The 17,682-nt window shown below is 74.2% G+C and carries 13 protein-coding genes; 9 read left to right on the top strand and 4 right to left on the bottom strand.

Annotated elements, in window-relative coordinates; all coding sequences use genetic code 11:
* Positions 1-21: 21 nt before the first annotated feature.
* Genes ACIRB7_RS22130 through ACIRB7_RS22150 form a run of 5 tightly spaced genes read left to right on the top strand, consistent with a single transcriptional unit; the run spans position 22 to position 8,543 of the window.
* Positions 22-1,098, top strand: coding sequence for a cysteine synthase family protein (locus ACIRB7_RS22130; RefSeq protein WP_403601246.1), 1,077 nt, complete (start codon positions 22-24; stop codon positions 1,096-1,098).
* A complete protein-coding gene (argH, locus tag ACIRB7_RS22135; RefSeq protein ID WP_403601248.1) occupies positions 1,095-2,660 on the top strand; it encodes an argininosuccinate lyase in 1,566 nt (521 codons plus the stop codon). The genes ACIRB7_RS22130 and argH overlap by 4 nt, the downstream gene beginning before the upstream one ends.
* Positions 2,657-4,054: an ATP-grasp domain-containing protein gene (locus ACIRB7_RS22140; protein WP_403601251.1), complete on the top strand. Its 1,398-nt coding sequence runs from the start codon at positions 2,657-2,659 to the stop codon at positions 4,052-4,054. Before argH ends, ACIRB7_RS22140 begins: the two co-directional genes overlap by 4 nt.
* Positions 4,051-7,410, top strand: coding sequence for an amino acid adenylation domain-containing protein (locus ACIRB7_RS22145; RefSeq protein ID WP_403601254.1), 3,360 nt, complete (start codon positions 4,051-4,053; stop codon positions 7,408-7,410). Before ACIRB7_RS22140 ends, ACIRB7_RS22145 begins: the two co-directional genes overlap by 4 nt.
* A gap of 11 nt (positions 7,411-7,421) precedes the next feature.
* A complete protein-coding gene (locus ACIRB7_RS22150) occupies positions 7,422-8,543 on the top strand; it encodes a kinase (RefSeq protein ID WP_403601257.1) in 1,122 nt (373 codons plus the stop codon).
* Positions 8,544-8,654: 111 nt separating this feature from the next.
* On the opposite strand, the gene ACIRB7_RS22155 is transcribed toward ACIRB7_RS22150, so the two are convergent.
* The 4 genes from ACIRB7_RS22155 to ACIRB7_RS22170 all read right to left on the bottom strand — a co-directional run bounded on the left by ACIRB7_RS22155 (position 8,655) and on the right by ACIRB7_RS22170 (position 12,341).
* Positions 8,655-9,605, bottom strand: coding sequence for a TauD/TfdA family dioxygenase (locus tag ACIRB7_RS22155; RefSeq protein ID WP_403601260.1), 951 nt, complete (start codon positions 9,603-9,605; stop codon positions 8,655-8,657).
* Positions 9,606-9,670: 65 nt separating this feature from the next.
* Positions 9,671-10,498, bottom strand: a complete 828-nt coding sequence (locus tag ACIRB7_RS22160) for an ABC transporter permease (RefSeq protein ID WP_403601263.1) — start codon at positions 10,496-10,498, stop codon at positions 9,671-9,673.
* Positions 10,495-11,907 (bottom strand): methylaspartate mutase, encoded by a 1,413-nt coding sequence (locus ACIRB7_RS22165; RefSeq protein WP_403601266.1) that lies wholly within the window; start codon positions 11,905-11,907, stop codon positions 10,495-10,497. The genes ACIRB7_RS22160 and ACIRB7_RS22165 overlap by 4 nt, the downstream gene beginning before the upstream one ends.
* A complete protein-coding gene (locus ACIRB7_RS22170; RefSeq protein ID WP_403601269.1) occupies positions 11,904-12,341 on the bottom strand; it encodes a cobalamin B12-binding domain-containing protein in 438 nt (145 codons plus the stop codon). Before ACIRB7_RS22170 ends, ACIRB7_RS22165 begins: the two co-directional genes overlap by 4 nt.
* 479 nt (positions 12,342-12,820) lie before the next feature.
* On the opposite strand from ACIRB7_RS22170, the gene ACIRB7_RS22175 reads away from it, so the two are divergent.
* The 4 genes from ACIRB7_RS22175 to ACIRB7_RS22190 are packed head-to-tail and all read left to right on the top strand — an operon-like array spanning position 12,821 to position 17,568.
* Complete coding sequence (locus tag ACIRB7_RS22175; protein ID WP_403601272.1) at positions 12,821-14,602, top strand: fatty acyl-AMP ligase; 1,782 nt, start codon at positions 12,821-12,823, stop codon at positions 14,600-14,602.
* Complete coding sequence (locus tag ACIRB7_RS22180; RefSeq protein ID WP_403601275.1) at positions 14,599-16,347, top strand: acyl-CoA dehydrogenase family protein; 1,749 nt, start codon at positions 14,599-14,601, stop codon at positions 16,345-16,347. Before ACIRB7_RS22175 ends, ACIRB7_RS22180 begins: the two co-directional genes overlap by 4 nt.
* Positions 16,344-17,261 carry an acyl-CoA dehydrogenase family protein gene (locus ACIRB7_RS22185; protein ID WP_403601278.1) on the top strand — a complete coding sequence of 306 codons (918 nt, stop codon included), beginning with the start codon at positions 16,344-16,346 and terminating at the stop codon, positions 17,259-17,261. The genes ACIRB7_RS22180 and ACIRB7_RS22185 overlap by 4 nt, the downstream gene beginning before the upstream one ends.
* 31 nt (positions 17,262-17,292) lie before the next feature.
* Entirely contained in the window at positions 17,293-17,568 is a 276-nt protein-coding gene (locus ACIRB7_RS22190; protein WP_403601281.1) for an acyl carrier protein, read from the top strand.
* Positions 17,569-17,682 lie beyond the last annotated feature (114 nt).

Genomic DNA, 17,682 nt, shown 5'->3' on the forward strand with positions numbered 1-17,682 from the left:
CCGAATCCCCTGGGAGCTCCCATGACGACGGTGACCACCGCGACGTACCACTCGATCACCGAGGCGCAGATGATCCCGCGCCTCGTCCGGCTCGGCCCCAACCTCTACGGAGCCGTCTTCACCCTGATGAAGCTGCTCCCGGCCCACTACATCCTCCAGAGCGCCGACCGGCGCGGTGAACTCGGCGACGACACCGTCGTCGTCGAGACCACCTCGGGCACCTTCGGCCTCGCCCTCGCGATGCAGTGCGCCCTCATGGAACGCGAGCTGATCCTGGTCAGCGACCCGGCCATCGACCCCCACCTGTACCGCCGGCTCACCGACCTCGGCGCCCGCGTCGAGATCTGCCACGAGCCCGCGGCCGTCGGCGGCTTCCAGGAGGCGCGGCTGCGCCGCCTCGCCGAGATCCGCGCCGAACTCCCCGACACCTTCTGCCCGGAGCAGTACAGCAACCCAGACAACCCCCGCTCCTACGGGGTCGTCGCCGAGATGCTCCACCGCACCCTCGGGGACGTCGACTGCCTCGTCGGGCCCGTCGGCTCCGGCGGCTCCATGTGCGGCACCGTCCGCGGACTGCGCGAGCACACCCCCGGCACCCGCGCCATCGGCGTCGACAGCCACCGCAGCGTCCTCTTCGGCCAGCCCGACGGCCCCCGCGGCCTGCGCGGTCTCGGCAACAGCCTCTGGCCCGCCAACCTCGACCACGGGGTCTTCGACGAGATCCACTGGTGCTCGGCTGCCGAGGCGTACGCCCAGACCCGCTCGCTGCACGCCCGCCACGCCCTCTTCCAGGGACCGACCAGCGGCGCGTCCCACCTCGTCGCCCAGTGGTGGGCCGACCGGCACCCCGACCGGCTGTGCGTCGTGATGCTGCCGGACGAGGGCTACCGCTACCAGGCCACCGTGTACGACGACGCCTGGCTCGCCGACAACGGCCTGCGCCTCGAAGGCCCGCCCACGGAGCCCGTCACCGTCACCTCGCCCGCCGAGGCCGGCGAGCGCTGGGCCCGGTTCGCCTGGAACCGCCGCGCCTACGACGACGTGGCCGGCGCCGTCCCGCGCACCGGCAGGCCGCTGCCCGAGCGGGCCCTCTCGTGAGCGGCACCGGACGCCTGACCGGCACCCTCGGCCCCCGCACCCGGCGGGTCGTCTACGGCGAGTCCGGACCCGAGGACATCCGCCAGGAACTGGGCGCCACCACCACCGTCGACCTGGCGCACGTGGTGATGCTCACCGAGCGCGGCCTGCTGCCGCGCGAGGCGGCGGCCGCCCTGCTGCGCCGGATCACCGCCCTGCGGGCCGACGGCTTCACCGCCCTGTACGAGCTGCCAGCCCCGCGCGGCCTCTACCTCATGTACGAGGGCCACCTGGTCGCCGAACTCGGTGCCGAGGTCGGCGGGAAGCTGCACACCGCCCGTTCCCGCAACGACATCAAGGCCACCCTCACCGCACTCCGGCTCCGCGCCGAACTCACCGACCTCCTCGGTGAGGTGCTGCGGCTCCAGGCTGTGCTGCTCGCCCGGGCCCGCGCCCACCGCTCCGTCGTCATGCCCGTCTACACCCACTTCCAGCCCGCGATGCCCGTCAGCTACGGCTACTACCTGGCCGGCATCGCCACCGCGCTCGACCGGGACATCGACGCCCTCGGGCACGTCATGGACCACCTCGACCGGTGCCCCCTCGGCGCCGGCGCGGTGGCCGGCACCGACCTGCCCATCGACCCGGCCCGGACCGCCGAACTCCTCGGCTTCCCGCACGGTCCGCTGCACGCCACCGACGCCGTCGCCGCCCGCGACACGATGCTGCGGGCGGTGGCGGCGGCCGCGTCGGTGGCCCTCACGCTCAGCCGGCTCGCGACGGATCTCCAGCTGTGGAGCACACAGGAGTTCGCGTTCCTGGAGTTTCCCGAGCGGCTCGTCGGCGGCAGCTCCGCCATGCCGCAGAAGCGCAACGCCTTCCTCCTGGAGCACGTCAAGGCGAAGGCCGCGCTCGCGGTCGGCGCCTGGACGGCCTCGGCCGCCGCCATGAAGTCGACGCCGTTCACCAACTCCATCGAGGTCGGCACCGAGGCCGTCGGCGCGGGCTGGCCCGCGCTCGCCGCCGTACGGGACTCCGTCCTGCTCACCCAGCCCCTCGTCGGCGGGGCCCGGCCGGTCCCGGCACGCATGGAACAGCGGGCCCGGGAGGGCTTCGTCACTGCCACCGTCATCGCCAACCGGCTCGTGGCCCAGGGGGTGCCGTTCCGCACCGCCCACCACGTCGTGGGCGAGGCCGTACGGGAAGCGGTCGAGGCCGGGGCCACGGAACTCACCGCGATCACCATGCCGGAGGGCACGGAGGGCACGGAGGGCACGGGCGGCTCCGCGGAGGGCGTGGGCGGCTCCGCCGCGGGCCCGTCGGCCACCGAACTGCCCACCCTGCGCGAGGTCGTCGACTCCCACGACCGGGGCGGCGGCCCCGGCGAGTGCGACCAGACCGTCCAGGTCCTCACCGACCGGCTGGCGGCACACGGCCGGCGCCTCGCCGCCCACCGCGACCGGGCGGCCAAGGCGGAGCGCCTCCTCGACGAGGCCGTCGGCGCCCTCATGGCCACGGACGGGGCTCCGGGCGGCGCCGCCGACGTACATGCCGTATCCGAGAGAACGGAGAGTGCGCCGTGAGCGCGACCCGCAGACGGCGGGAAGGCCCCCACGAACAGCCCGCGACCGGGCCGTGGTTCGCCTTCCTGGAGAGCAACACCACCGGCACGGGGCGGGAGTTCTGCGCGGCGGCCCGCGCCCGCGGACTCCGCCCCGTGCTGCTGACCCGCGACCCCGACCGCTACCCCTACGTGGTCGAGGACGCCATCGACACCCAGGTCCTCGACAGCGCCGACCCGGTCGCCGTCCTCGACCGCTGTGCCGAACTCGCCGACAGCGACGCCGGACTCGCGGGCATCGCGTCCAGCTCCGAGTACTTCGTGGCCGCCGCCGCCCGTGTCGCCGCGAAGCTCGGACTGCCCGCCGCCGACGGCGACGCCCTCACCCGCTGCCGCGACAAGGAACGACAGCGCGAGGCCCTCGCCGCCGGCGGTGTGCCCGTGCCTGCCTTCGCCGCCGCCGCCACGACGGAGGAAGCCGTCCGGGCGGCCGAGGCGATCGGCCACCCCGTCGTCCTCAAGCCCGTCAGCGGCTCCGGATCGATCGGCGTACGGCTCTGCCGGGACGCCGCCGAGACCCGGGCCTGGGCGGAGCGGCTCCTGGACCGGGGCGCCGACGAGCGCGGCAATCCCGTCACCGCCCGCCTCCTCGTCGAAGCGGCCGTGCGGGGACCCGAGTTCTCCGTGGAGACCTTCGACGACACCGTGGTGACCGTCGTCGCCAAGCACACCGGACCCGAGCCGTACTTCGTCGAGACGGGACACGACGTACCCGCGCCGGTCCCCGCCGCCGACACGGAGGCGCTGGGCGCCGTCGCGCTGCGCGCCCTGTCCGCCCTCGGCCTCGGCTGGGGCGCCGCCCACACCGAACTGCGCCTCACCGGGGCGGGACCGGTGATCATCGAGGTCAACCCGCGGCTGGCCGGCGGCATGATCCCCGTCGCCGTCCGGGCCGCCCTCGGCACCGACCTCGTCGACGCGGTCGTCGCACGGGCCGCCGGGGCGACGCCCGACATCCGCAAGGACGAAGCCGGAGCCCAGACAGCGGCCGGAGGCACGCCCAGCGGCGGGACGGGCGGCGGCGGTACGGGTGTCGGCGGGCCGGAGGCCGACGGCCCGGGTATCGGCGGGCACGCCGCCATCCGGTTCCTGCCCGCCGCGCGCGAGGGTCTCGTCACCGCGGTCGACGGACTCGCCGACGCCCGGACCGCGCCCGGCGTGGTCGCGGCCACCGTCGCCACCGCCCCGGGGCGGACCGTCGGCATCACGCACTCGTTCCAGGACCGGCTGGCCTGCGTGGTCGCCACCGGAGCGGACGCGGCGCAGGCCGCACAGCGCGCGGCGGCGGCCGCGCGCCTCATCAGGATCGAGCTGGAGGAGCCGGCAGCGCCGGAAGAAGGAGTCGGGGGCCGATGACCGAGCACGCGAACAACCATCAGGCGTACACCAAAGTTCCCCGGTGGACCGCGCCGTCCGCCCGGGAGAAGGGCACCGACGTCCACGGCACGCGGCTCGCGGAGGACCTCACCCGGGGTCTCGAACACCGGGCCGCCGTGCTCGGCACGGACCTGGCGGCCCTGCTGACCGCCGCCCACGCCCGGGTCCTCGCGACGCTGACCGCCGAGCGTGACCTGGTCGTCGGGTACGTCGCGCAGGGCGGCACCGGCGAGGTCCTGCCGCTGCGGCTGCACGTGGCGAACTCCACCTGGGCGGAGCTCGTGGCCCACGCGGCCGCCGCCCCGGAGGCCTCGCGGAACGCGGGCGTCACGGGCCCGGAGCCTGCCCTGCCCGCCGACGGGCGCCCCGAGGTCGTCCTCGACCTCTCCGGGCTGTCCGGTCTCACCGACGGTACGGAGGACGAGGATGCCACGGAGGCCGCGAACGGCGGGGACCGCACCGGCGGCGCGGAGAGGGCCGACCGCACGGCGGGGGCGGAAGACGTCACCGCCGTCCCGGTGCTCGCCGACGGCACCGTCCTCCGGGTCGTCTGGAGCCGCGACGAGTACGGACTCGCCCTGCGGATCCTCCACGACCGGGCCGCACTCGACGAGTACCACGCCCATCGCCTCGCCGGTTACCACCTCGCGGCGCTCCGGCACCTGGCCGACGCCCCCGGCGACCGCCACGACCGGCAGAGCCTGCTCTCCGAGCGCGAGATCGAGAAGCAGCTGTACGGCCTTGCCGGGCCCCGCGCCGAACTGCCCGACCGCACCTTCACCGACCTCTTCGAGGACCGGGTGCGCGCCACCCCCGACGCGCTCGCCGCCGAACACGCCGGAGTGCGCTGGACCTACCGCGAGCTCGACGAGCGCGCCGACCGGGTGGCGCACGCCCTCGTCGAGGCGGGCGCGGTCGCCGAGGACGTCGTCGCCGTCGTCATGGACCGCACCCTCGACTGGATCGCCGCCGCACTCGGCGTGTTCAAGGCCGGCGCCGTCTACCTGCCGGTCCGCCCCGACTTCCCCGCGGAGCGGGTCGCGACCCAGTTCGAGCGCAGCGCCTGCCGTTTCGCGCTCCTCGCGCCCGGCAGCGAGACCCTCGTACGCGAGGCCTCCGACGCCGTACCGGCCGCGCCCCTCGCCCTCTCCGTACCGGACATCCTGAACCGTCCCGGGCCGCCCCCGGGCCCCGTCGCGGTCACCGTGCTCCCCGGGCAGGCGGCGTACATCTACTTCACCTCGGGCTCCACCGGCGCCCCCAAGGGCGCGCTGTGCGAGCACGCCGGCATGGTCAACCACCTCTACATGAAGATCGAGGACCTGGAGATCGCCGCCGGGGAGGTCGTCACCCAGACCGCCTCCCAGTGCTTCGACATCTCCCTGTGGCAGTTCGCCGCGCCCCTGCTCGTCGGCGGGGCCGTGCGGATCGTCGACACCGACACCCAGCTCGACGTCGACGCGTTCCTCGACGAGATCAGCGACGGCGCCGTCGCCGTCGTCCAGGTCGTCCCCTCCTACCTGGAGGTGCTCCTGACCCACCTGGAGCACCACCCCCGACCGCTCGGCGCCCTGCGCACGGTCTCCGTCACCGGCGAGGCGCTCAAGTACGAACTGGTCCAGCGCTGGTTCGCCGTCCACCCCGACATCAAACTCGTCAACGCCTACGGGGCCACCGAGGTCTCCGACGACACCATGCACGAGGTCCTCGACCGGCTGCCCGAGCGGGATTTCGTCACCGTCGGCCGCTCCCTGCGCAACGTCAACACCTACGTCCTCGACGAGAACCTGGCGCTCGTCCCGCTCGGCTCGCCCGGCGAGATCGCCTTCTCCGGCGTCTGCGTCGGACGCGGCTACATCAACGACGAGGAACGCACCCGCCAGGCCTTCGTCGCCGACCCCTTCCGGCCCCACACCCGGATGTACCGCACCGGCGACTTCGGACGCTGGCTCCCCGAAGGCCGCATCGAGTACCTGGGGCGGCGGGACGAGCAGGTCAAGATCCGGGGCTTCCGCATCGAGATCGGGGAGATCGAGAACAAGCTCCTGAGCATGCCCGGCGTCCACGAGGCCGCGGTCGTCATCGACGGCGGCGCGGGCGACCTGCGCAACCTCGTCGCCTTCTTCGCGGGCCAGGAGGACCTGCCGGCCGGCCGCGTCCGGGACTTCCTCGCCACCCTGCTCCCCGACTACATGGTGCCCACCTACTTCCACCAGATGGAGCGGCTGCCGCTCACCGAGAACGGCAAGATCGACAAGAAGTCCCTGGTCCGGCTCGCCGGGACCCTCGGGCACGGCGGCGCCCCCTACACCGCGCCCGTCACCCCGGCGGAGCAGCGGCTCGCCATGCTGTGGGCCGAGGTCCTCGGCGTACCCCTGGAACGCATCGGACGCTCCGACAACTTCTTCGACCTCGGCGGCACCAGCCTCGCCGCCGTACGGCTCCTCGTCCGCCTCGACCGGGCCCTGTCCCTGAAGGACCTCGTCGGCAGGCCCGTCCTCGCCGACCTGGCGGCGGCGCTCGACGAGCGCGGACGCGGCGGCGCCGCCCCGGCGGCCGGCGGACTGCTCCAGCCGCTGTCGGCCGCCCGCGCCCCCCACCACACCCTCGTCTGCTTCCCCTACGCCGGCGGCAACGCGGTCAACTTCCGCTCGCTCGCGGCCGAGTTGGAGCGGGACGGCTTCGCGGTCGAGGCCGTCGAACTCCCCGGCCACGACTTCAGCGGCTCCGGGGAGGAGATGCCGGACATCCCCGAGCTCGCCCGGCGGATCACGCACGAGATCATCGAACGCGTGACCACTCCCGTCCTGATCTGGGGCCACTGCGCGGGCGCCGCCGCGGCCCTGGAGACCGCCCGCCTCCTGGAGCAGGCGGGCCGCAACGTCGAGCGCGTCTTCCTCGGGGCGCTGCTGCTCCCCGAGGCCGACGAACTGCGCGCCGAGATCGCCGAGACCTCGGGGGCCGACACCGCGACGCTGCTCTCCCGGCTGCGCGCCGGCAACGCGTACGTGGAGCTCGACGCCCTCAAGCCGGAGCGCGCCGAGGTCGTCGGCCGCGCCTACCGGCACGACGTCGTCTCCGCCGACCACCACCTGGTCCGCATCCGCGAGGACGGGGAGCGGTACCGGCTCGACGCGCCGGTGGACGTCGTCGTCGCCGCCGACGACCCCACCACCGCCGGGTACGCGGCCACCCACGGCGACTGGAAGACGGTGTCCGACCGGATCACCCTGCGCGAACTCGCCCAGGGCGGCCACTACTTCGTCAGCACCCGGCCGGCCGAGACCGCCGACGTGGTGCGCGGCGCCTGCACGCCGCCCGGGCGACAGGACTAGGAGGGAGCCACGTGACGACGACAATCGACGTACTCACCCCGGCCGTCGGCCCCGCGACGGCCACCACCACCGAGCCCGGCCCCGGGGCGGCGACCACCACCGTGCCCGGCCCCGGGGCGGCGACCACCACCGTGCCCGGCCCCGGGGCGGCCGCCATCACCGAGCCCGGTCCCGGGGCGGCCGCCATCACCGAGCCCGGTCCCGGGGCGGCCGCCCTCACCGAGCCCGGTCCCGGGGCGGTCGTCAGGGAAGACAGCCCCGGGGCGGTCACCACCGGGGTCAGTACGGCCTTCGGCACCTTCGGCGAGCTGCTCCAGGGGGTCCTCCCCGAGGAGAACGGGGACTTCCTCGTCACCCTGCCCGTCGCCCGCTGGGCCATGGCCCGCTTCGAACCCGATCCGGCCACCGACGTCCTCCGGGTCTGGCCGCCGCACAAGAAGAAGGCCCTCGCCCTCACCTCGATGATCATGGAGGACGCGGGCCTGCCCGCCGGCGGCCTGCTGAAGATCCACAGCACCCTGCCCGAGGGCAAGGGACTTGCCAGTTCATCGGCCGACCTCGTGGCCACCGCCCGGGCCGTCGCCAACGCCCTGGGCGAGGTCATGCCGCCGCGCCGCATCGAGGCGTACCTCGCCAGGATCGAACCCACCGACGGGGTCCTGTACGACTCGATCGTCGCCTTCCACCACCGCACCGTGCGGCTGCGGGCCGTCCTCGGCTCGCTGCCGTCCATGGCGGTGGTCAGCGCCGACGAGGGCGGCGCCGTGGACACGGTCGCCTTCAACAGCATCCCCAAGCCGTTCACGGCCGCCGACAAGCGCGAGTACGCCCGGCTCCTCGACCGGATCACCGGCGCGATCGCCCGCCGGGACCTCGCCGAGGCAGGCCGGGTCGCGACCGCCAGCGCCCGGATGAACCAGGTCCTGCGCCACAAGTGGTCCCTGGACGGCATGACGGACATCTGCCGTGAGGTCGGCGGCCTCGGTGTCGTCGTGGGCCACAGCGGCACCACGCTCGGCATCCTGCTCGACACGGCGTCACCGGACTGCCCGGCACAGCTCGCCGAGGCCGCCCAGGCCTGCCAGGAACTGGTGGGCAACGTCACCGTGTACCGCACGCTGAGCTTCGACTGACCGCGGGCTCCGCAGGCACCGTTCACGCGGGAAGGGCCGCACCCGGAGACCGGGTGCGGCCCTTCCCGCTGTCGCGTCCTCCTGTCGTACGCGGTCGGGGGAGGTCCCGCCTCAGGGGCGGAACGGCTCGCCGAGGCCGACGACGATCTCCCGCTCGCCCCGGTACGGCTCACGGCTGTGCGCCGTACGCACGTTGTCGACCACCAGCAGATCGCCCCGCCGCCACGGCTCGCGGACCGTGTGCCGCTCGTACACCTCGTTGACGAGGTCCACCGTCGCCCGGTCCAGCGGGGTGCCGTCGCCGTGGAAGGTGTTGAACGGCAGCCCCTCCGGCCCGAACTCGGCCGTCAGGAACTCCCGTACCTCGGGGGCCATCGTCCACTCGTTGAGGAACGCGATCTGGTTGAACCAGCAGCGCTCGCCCGTCTCGGGGTGGGCGACGACGGCGGGCCGCGTCTGGGTCGTCCGCAGCCCTCCGTCCGCGTCCCAGCGTGTCTCGATGCCGTGCTCGGCGCAGTACCGCTCGACCTCGTCGCGGCCGGCGCCGCCGAACGCGTCCTGCCAGCCGATGCCGACGAACGGGTTGTAGTGCCGGGTCAGCCGCCAGCCGTCCCGCTCGAAGCGCTCCACAAGATCGGCCGGCAGGTCCGCCAGGACGGCGCGGGCGTCCGCGAGCGCGGTCACCCCGCCGGAAGCGGGCGGGGTCACACAGGCGAAGGCGAGGAGGCGCGGGGCACGGGCCGCGTAACTCAGCTCGTGGTGCATGCACATGGGCTGGTCCGCGGGCCAGTGCGAGGACGAGTACACGCCAGGAGGGCCGTACGGGTCGCGCGGGGCGAAGCCCTCGCGTTCCGCCATGCCCTCCTCGCCGAGGACGGCGGCGACGGTCGCGGCGGCCCGCTCGCGCCCGTCCAGGTCCAGGCCCCGGACCAGGACGGAGCCGTGCAGGGCCACCCGCTCCCGTATCGCGGCCCGGTGCGCCGCCACCCAGGCGACGGGGTCGGCGCCGGGCGGGGGCGCCGTGTCCAGGCGGGCGGGGGAGGCCGTGCTCACTTCGGTCATGGTGCTGTCTCCGTTTCGTGAGGGTGGGAGGAGATGACGAACAGGGGGAGGGAAACGGGTGGTGCTCAGGCGACCGGGCGGCGGAACGCCCACACGGCCGCGCTCGACCCGACGACCGCCACCAGCAGGCTCGTGCCGAGCGCCGCCCAGACCTGGGTGCCCAGGGGCAGGTCGAGGGCGAGGGCCCGCGCCGCGTCCATGGCGTACGAGAGCGGGTTGAGCCGCGCGAGCAGCTGGAGCCAGCCCGGCAGCCGGTCCACCGGCACGAACGCGCTGGACGCGAACATCAGCGGGAACGTCACCAGATAGCCGGCGCTCTGCATGGCCTCCGCGTTCCGCAGCCAGGCCGCGAGGGCCAGGAAGATCCACGTCATCGCCCAGACCACCGCGCAGGTCAGCAGCAGTGCCGCCAGCAGACCCAGCGGCCCGCCCGCCGGGTCGGCGTCGAGCAGCACCACGGCCACGACGAGCAGGATCACCAACTGGACCGCCGTACGCAGCAGATCGGCGAAGCTGCGGGCGATGAGCAGCAGCGGGGCGTGGATCGGCAGCGTGCGCAGCCGAGCCACCGCCCCGTTGTCCATGTCCCGCACCAGGCCGATGCCCGAGGCCACCGCGGGACCGATCCCGGTGGTCACCAGCAGCGCCGGCAGCAGATAGTCGATGTAGCCGACGCCCGCCGGGAGATGCCCGCGGTCGACGATGCTGCCGAAGACCTGACTGAGCAGCAGCAGCATGAACACCGGCTGGAGCATGCTGAGCACCATCGCCCGGCGATGGGTGAGATGGGCGCGCACCGAACGGCCGGTGAGGATGAGCAGCTGCGCCGGGGCGCTGCTGCCCTCCCAGAGCGCGCCCGCCGGGCGGTGCGGCAGCGGGGTCGGGACGGTCATCGGATGCCTCCTGGGTCGTAGGTCCTCTGGACACGGGTCAGCGCGGTCAGCAGATCGGCGGAGGTCAGCTTCCGGGCCGCCGCCACGGCCGAGCCGGGCAGCGGCAGCCGCCCGGTGTCCGACCAGCGCAGGCGTCCGGCGGAGTCGATGAAGCTCCGGGCCCGGCCGGCGTTGTCCGGGTGCAGACAGAACGGGATGTCGAGCAGCCCGTGGCGGAACGCGAGCAACAGCGCCTCGCCGATGTCCTCGTGGAGCCCGAGCACGGTGTGCACGAGCGCGTGAGCCTCCGCGTACACCTCGGTGTCGGTGTCGGTGCCGGTCCTGGTGGCGGTCGCGGGCGGCCCCGGCCGGCGGGCCGCCGTCCGGGCCGCGCGGGCCGCCGTCTCCAGGGCCTCCACGTTGTCGGCGATCGTCGGGATACGGTGCGCCTCCGCCGCCGTCTTCACGATGAGCCGCGCCGCGCCCGACTCCACCGCGAGTCGCGCGGCCGCCGCCAGGAGCGACAGGGCCCCGGAACGGCTCGTGGGGTACACGCCCATGTAGGCGTAGACGACCAGATGCCGGTCGACGTCCGGGAGCAGCTCGTCGGAGAGCGCCCGCAGCGCCGCCATCGCCTCCAGGTCCTGGGCAGGGCTGGTCTGCTGGGCGTAACTCAGGGAGACGCTGCGCAGTCCGTGCCGGGCGAAGAAGACGCCCTCCAGGACGCTGATCGCCACCAGCATCGACGGCGGACACAACTGCCCCAGCATGCAGCCGCCGAAGCTCTCCAGGTGCGGCAGCCGCCCCGCCCTTTCGCCGGCCGCCCCCTCGCCGACCGTGGGCTCGCCCGCCGCCGCGAGCATCGCGCAGGCGGTCCGCCAGCTGGAGACCGCCTCGTGGAGCCGCGTACGGCCGTAGGGCAGGCAGTACGAGACGGGCCCGCCCTCGGTCGCGTCGAGCCCCACCGAGAGCAGGGCCGCCACGATGTGCTCGGGCTTCGGTGAACCGTGCCGTACCTGCACGGGGAAGCGGGGGCCGTGCACCCCGTCCAGGAGGTGCCGGGACACGGCGGGGGAGTGGGTGCAGAGGGGGTAGCCGTTGAGGGGCGCTCCCTCCGCGACGGCCCGCCGGGCGGCGGGCAGGTCGTTGACCCGGGTGTAGCTGTCGAGGGTCAGGGTGCCGACGGTCACGGCCTCGGCGGCCCGGGTGCGTTCGAGCCCCTCGCGCATCAGGCCGGGATCACCGAACCCCATCCTCGGCTGCACGACGAGCTCGCCCCGCGCGTACGCCCGGGCGACGAAGGCGCCGAAGCTCGCGGGGGCGCGGTCGAGGAGAGCACCGGAGCCGTCGGCGGCGCGGTCGAGGAGAGCACCGGAGCCGTCGGGGGCGCGGTGGGGCTCGGGCGGCCCGGACGTGGGCGCCGTCGTCACGACACGGCTCGGTACGGCGACCGGGCCGCCATCGCCCGGAAGTCGGCCAGCTCCCCGTCGTCGAAGACCCGGTCGTAGCCGGCCGCGGTCAGCCGGCGCACCATGCCGACGTTGCGCAGGCCGTCGGTGACCAGTTTCCCGCCGATGACGACGGTCGTACCGGCCAGCTCGGGGACGGCCCGCAGCGCGCGGATCAGCCGCAGACCGTCGTGGAAGCCGTGCCCGTTGACGCTGCTCACCACCACGAGTCCGGGCCGCAGTTCGAGGCAGCCGCGCACCACCAGGTCGTCGGGTGGGCAGGGGCCGAGGTTCGTCACGGTGTGGCCGATCTCCTCCAGGACGAGCTGGAGGTAGACCAGATTCCAGGTGTGGGCGTCGGAGGACGTTCCGGTCAGCAGCACCGAAGGCGCCGCACCGGTGTGTGAGAAATTCATGGGGCCAGGTGTGGAATTCATGGGACATCCGGTCTCTGGAACGCCGGCGTATTCCGGCGCCAGGACCGGTACGCCGATCGCTCGGCGGATTGAAGGGAATACGGGAAACGACGGCAGGCCGCCGGGAATTCGACCGCTAAGCGGCCCGCGCGCCCGGTGCCCTGTCCGGCGCGTCAGGCTCGGACAGATCCCCTGGCGGGCCCGGGCAACCCCCCGCCAGACCCCCGCGTGCCGACTCTACTGGCCGCGGCGCAGGCCCAACGGGCAGCGGAGTGGCCGGTACTGGACCCTCCCGGGCGGTCGGGACGCCGCCCCGGGCGGTCATTCCGGTCCCGTCGCGGAGCCACCCGCCCCCGCCGTGCAGTTTGCTGTCAGGCGCCTTCCCCGGGCCTCTCCGGCATCGCTAGAAAGAATCCCGCAGTGCCGGACCGGCGCGGCAGGAATTCGAATCAGCGAACGCGAAGGGCAGGGCATCGAATATGGCGGCAATCGTCACCGCCCCCAGTGTCACGGCAGTTCTCGCCGGGCGGTCGGAGAGCGACCCGGACCGGACCGCCGCGACGTTTGTCACCGATCCGCTCAGCGAGGACGGCGCAACCCGGCTGAGCTATGCGGAGCTCGACGCCGAGGCCCGGAGCATCGCCGTGCGGCTGCGCGCCGCCGGCGTCGGACAGGGCGACCGTGTCGTCCTGCTCTACCCCGCCGGACTCGAATTCCTGACCGCCTTCCTCGGCTGCCTCTACGCCGGCGCCGTCGCCGTCCCCTCGTCCCTGCCGGGCCGGTACCGCCACGAGCGGCACCGGGTGGTGCGCATCGCCGACGACGCGGGCGCGGCGGCGATCCTCACCGACGCCTCCGCCCGCGGTGACGTCGAGAGCTGGATCAAGGAGGAGGGCCTCGACCTTCCCCTGATGGTCACCGACGACGGCGCCGGGCCCGGCCCCGACGGCTGGACGATGCCGGCCACCGACCACGACACCCTGGCCGTCCTCCAGTACACCTCGGGGTCCACGGGGGACCCCAAGGGCGTCGTCATCACCCACGGCAACCTGCTGCACAACAGCCAGAACCTCGTCGGCGTCCTCGGACTCGACGAGCACACGCCGCTCGGCGGCTGGATCCCGCACTTCCACGACATGGGCCTCATGGGCATCATCCTGCCGCCGCTCCTGAGCGGCGCCGGGACCGTCCTGATGAGCCCGTCGACCTTCCTGAAGCGGCCCCATCTGTGGCTGCACATGATCGACCGGTTCGGCATCCACACCTCCGCCGCCCCCGACTTCGCGTACGAACTGTGCACCCGCCGCATCACCGACAAGCAACTGGAGGGCCTCGACCTGTCCCGCTGGCGGTTCGGCGTCGACGGCTCCGAGCCGGTCCGCGCCTCCGTCCTCGACGCCTTCCGGGAGCGCTTCGTCGCGTACGGCCTGCGGCAGGACACCCTCAGCCCCTGCTACGGCATGGCCGAGGCCACCCTCTTCGTCTCCGGCGCCCTCGACGTCCCGCACAGTGCCCGGCGGGTCGACGCAGAGGCCCTCGAACGCAACGAGTTCCGTCCCGTCGCCGACGGCCGGCCGGGCCGCCCCGTCGCCTCCTGCGGTGTCGTCACCGGTGCCGAACTCCGCGTCGTCGACCCCCACACCCACCGCGTCCTGCCGGACGGCGGCGTCGGGGAGATCTGGCTCCGCGGGCCCGTCGTCGGCCACGGCTACTGGAACCGCGAGGCCACCAACGCCGCCGAGTTCGGGGCGATCACCGCCGACGGGGCCGCGGGCTACCTGCGTACCGGGGACCTCGGCACCCTCCACGAGGGCGAGCTCTACATCACCGGCCGCATCAAGGACGTCCTCAACCTCCGCGGCCGCAACCTCTACCCCCAGGACATCGAGCAGGAACTCCGCGCCCAGCAGCCCGAACTGGGCAGTCTCGTCGGCGCCTGCTTCGCCGTCCCCGGCCGGGACGCGGCCCAGGAGGACGTCCTCGTCGTCACCCATGAGATCCGCGGCGTCAAGGAGGAGGAGAACCTCCGCCGGATCGCCGGCGAGATGCGCCTCACCGTCGCCCGCGAGTTCGGCGCCCCCGTCGGCGCCGTCCTGCTGCTGCGCCCCGGCGGCGTGCGCCGCACCACCAGCGGCAAGATCCAGCGCTCCGCGATGCGCGAACTGTTCCGGGCCGGCGCGCTCGACCCCACGTACGCCGACTACCAGGAGAACCTCCTCCGTCCCGCACCGGCCGTCGTCACCGGGCAGGCCGCCGTATGACCACAGCGGCTCCCCCCGGGCGGCTCGGATCCGCCACCGGCTCGGTGGACGCGTTCACCCGGCGTCTTGGCGAACTCACGGGCCCCGCAATGCCGTTCGACGCCGAGGAGCTCGCCGCCCTCGACGCCGCCGACGCGTTCCCCACCGACGCCTGCCGCGCCCTGGACGAGGCCGGCCTGCCCCGCTCGTACGTCCCCGCCGAACACGGCGGCGACCTCGCCGACTTCACCGTCGTGCTGCGGCTGCTCCGCGCCGTCTCGCGCATCGACCTCACCGTCGCCGCCGCACACGGCAAGACCTACCTCGGCGCCGTGTCCACCTGGATCGCCGGGGACGACGGCGCCGCCCGGCGGCTCGGCCGCCGGATCGCCGACGGCGAGGTGGTCTCCTGCGCCCTGACCGAACGCGACCACGGCAGTGACCTGCTCTCCGGCGAGGTCACCGCCCGCCCCGCCCCCGGCGGCGGCTGGGTCCTCGACGGCGAGAAGTGGCTCATCAACAACGTCACCCGGGCCGGGCTCGTCACCGTCCTCGCCCGCACCGACGAGGAGGGCGGCCCGCGCGGCTTCACCCTCTTCCTCGTCGACAAGGCCCGCCTCGCGCCCGGCACCTTCACGCACCTCCCGAAGGTGCCCACGTACGGCATCCGCGGCGCCGACATCAGCGGCATCTCCTTCGACGGGGCCCACCTCCCCGAGGACGCCCTCATCGGCGCCGTCGGACAGGGCGTCGAGATCATCGTCAAGGCCCTCCACATCACCCGCACCTGCTGCGCCGCCATGTCGCTCGGCGCCGGGGACCACGCACTGCGCCTCGCGGCCGACTTCGCCGCGACGCACGGCGCCACCCCGCTCGCCCGGCAGCCGCACATCCGGCGCGAGCTCGGCGAGGCCACCGCGGGGCTCCTCCTCGCCGAGGCCACCGGCCTGATCGCCGTACGCTCCCTGCACGCCCTCACCGGGGAGATGAGCGTCATCTCCGCCGTCGCCAAGGCGTACGTCCCCGCCCAGGTCGACGCGCTCGTCGCCCGGCTCCTCCACCTCCTCGGGCCGCACGGACTCCTCGGCCCCGGCGACCCCCACGGCCACTTCGCCAAGGCCGAACGGGACCACCGCATCATCGGCATCTTCGACGGCAGCAGCCTCGTCAACCGCAACGCCCTGATCGAACAGTTCCCGCGCGTCGCCCGCGGCTACCGCAAGGGCCGCGCCGACATCGAGGCGCTCGCCGAGGCCGCCTCCCCGCACACCCCGCCGCGCCCCTTCCAGCCCGCACAGCTCAACCTCCTCTCCACCGGCGGATGTTCGGTCCTGGCGGGCCTTCCGGCGGCGGTCGCCGCACTGCGGGAGCAGGCCACGGGCACGACGGAGGCCGAGAGCCTCGCCCCCGTCGTCTCCCTCGCCGACCGGCTCCTCGACGCCACCGACCGGCTCCACGAGGCCATGGCGACCGTACGGTTCACCCCCCGAGCCGTACCGGGAGAGGCCTTCGACCTCGCCGAGCGGTACGAACTCTGCTTCGCCGCCGCCGGCGCCCTGCACCTCTGGCTGCACGGCACGACCACCGCCGGCGCCGCCGACACCACCTGGCTGCGCGGCTGCCTCGTCAAGGCCCTCACCGACCTCGGCGAGCCCGTCACCCCGGCCGAGACCGACGTCCTCGACGAGCTGGCCGACCTGCTCCTCGACGGCCCGCCCGGCACCTTCGTCTCGCTGCTCGACCACCTGGAGGCGAACGCCTCGTGATCACCGCCACCCTCGCCGCCACGGTGGAAGAGACGCTCGGCGACCCGTACGACGACACCAACCCGCACGGCTTCCGCGCCCTGCTCGACGCCGCAGAGGGGCGCGGCACGCCGGACAGCTCCGAGGGGCGCGGCCCCGTGGGCGGTGCCGCCACCTGGCGCGTCCCCGACGGCGACCCGGAGTCCGTCCTGCACGCGCTGCGCGCCCTCCACCGTCGCTCGCCGGCCCTCGCACCGGCACCCGCCACCGGGACGACCGCCGCCACCACCGTCGGCGCGAGCGTCGTCACCACCGCAGTCACCACCGCCGGGGCGAGCGTCGGCGCCCTCGACTCCGCCCTCCGGATCACCCTGCGCCACCTGCGGAGCCGTCACCTCTACGGAGCCCCGGCGATCGACCTGCCCGCCCTGCGCACCCTGCTGGCCGGCGCCTACGCCGACCTGCTCCTCTGCGACACCCTCACCACCCTCGCCGTACGCGGCACCGAACCCCCGCCCGGCCGCCCCGGCTCCCTCACCCACGCCGCCGCCGCGCTCGCGCCCCGGGCCCTCCAGGGCGCCATGGACCGCCTCTCGGTCGTGATGGGCTCGCGCTTCTACATCCGCGAGGGCGCCCACGCCTCCTTCCAGCGCCTCCTGTACGAGACCCAGCGCGCACTCTTCGGCGCCGGCTGCCCCGTCCCGGACCCCGCCCCCGTCCCGCTCGCCGCGCTCCTCGCGGCCCCGGCCGTCGCGGAGTTCGCCGACCCCGTCCTCCTCGCGGCTGCCCCCGGCCTCGCCCTCACGGGCAGCTCGCGGCGGGTCCCGCAGCCCGGCGGAGGCGTACAGGAACGCCTGTACGCGGAGCTCGTCGCCCGCTACGAGGCGGGATCGTCCTTCGACCACACGCGCCGGGCCCTCCCCGACCGCCCCTGACCCCCACCCCTTCTGATCCCGAGGAGCACTCATGTCCGACACCGGCATCGACACCCACACCGCCGAAAGCCTCCGCACCTGGCTCGTCGACTGCGTCGCCGCCCACCTGGAGCGGCCGGCCGACACCCTCGACACCGCCGTGAAGCTCTCCGACTACGGCCTCGACTCCCTCTACGTGCTCGCCGTCGCCGCCGAGCTGGAGGACTACCTCGACATCTCCCTCGACCCGACCGTCATGTGGGACAACCCCACGATCGACGCGCTCAGCGAGGCGCTGATCGAGGAACTGGCCGCCCAGGACGCCTGACCGGACCCGCCGGGTCCTCTTCGCACCCCCACCCCGCCCGCAGCCCGCCCCGCCCCGCCCGCACCCGCCGTCCCGTAGCCCGCAGTCCCGCAGACCCGAGAGGACCGCTCGTCC

Source organism: Streptomyces sp. NPDC093795 (assembly GCF_044764665.1).
In the GTDB taxonomy this organism is placed as follows: Bacteria; Actinomycetota; Actinomycetes; order Streptomycetales; family Streptomycetaceae; genus Streptomyces.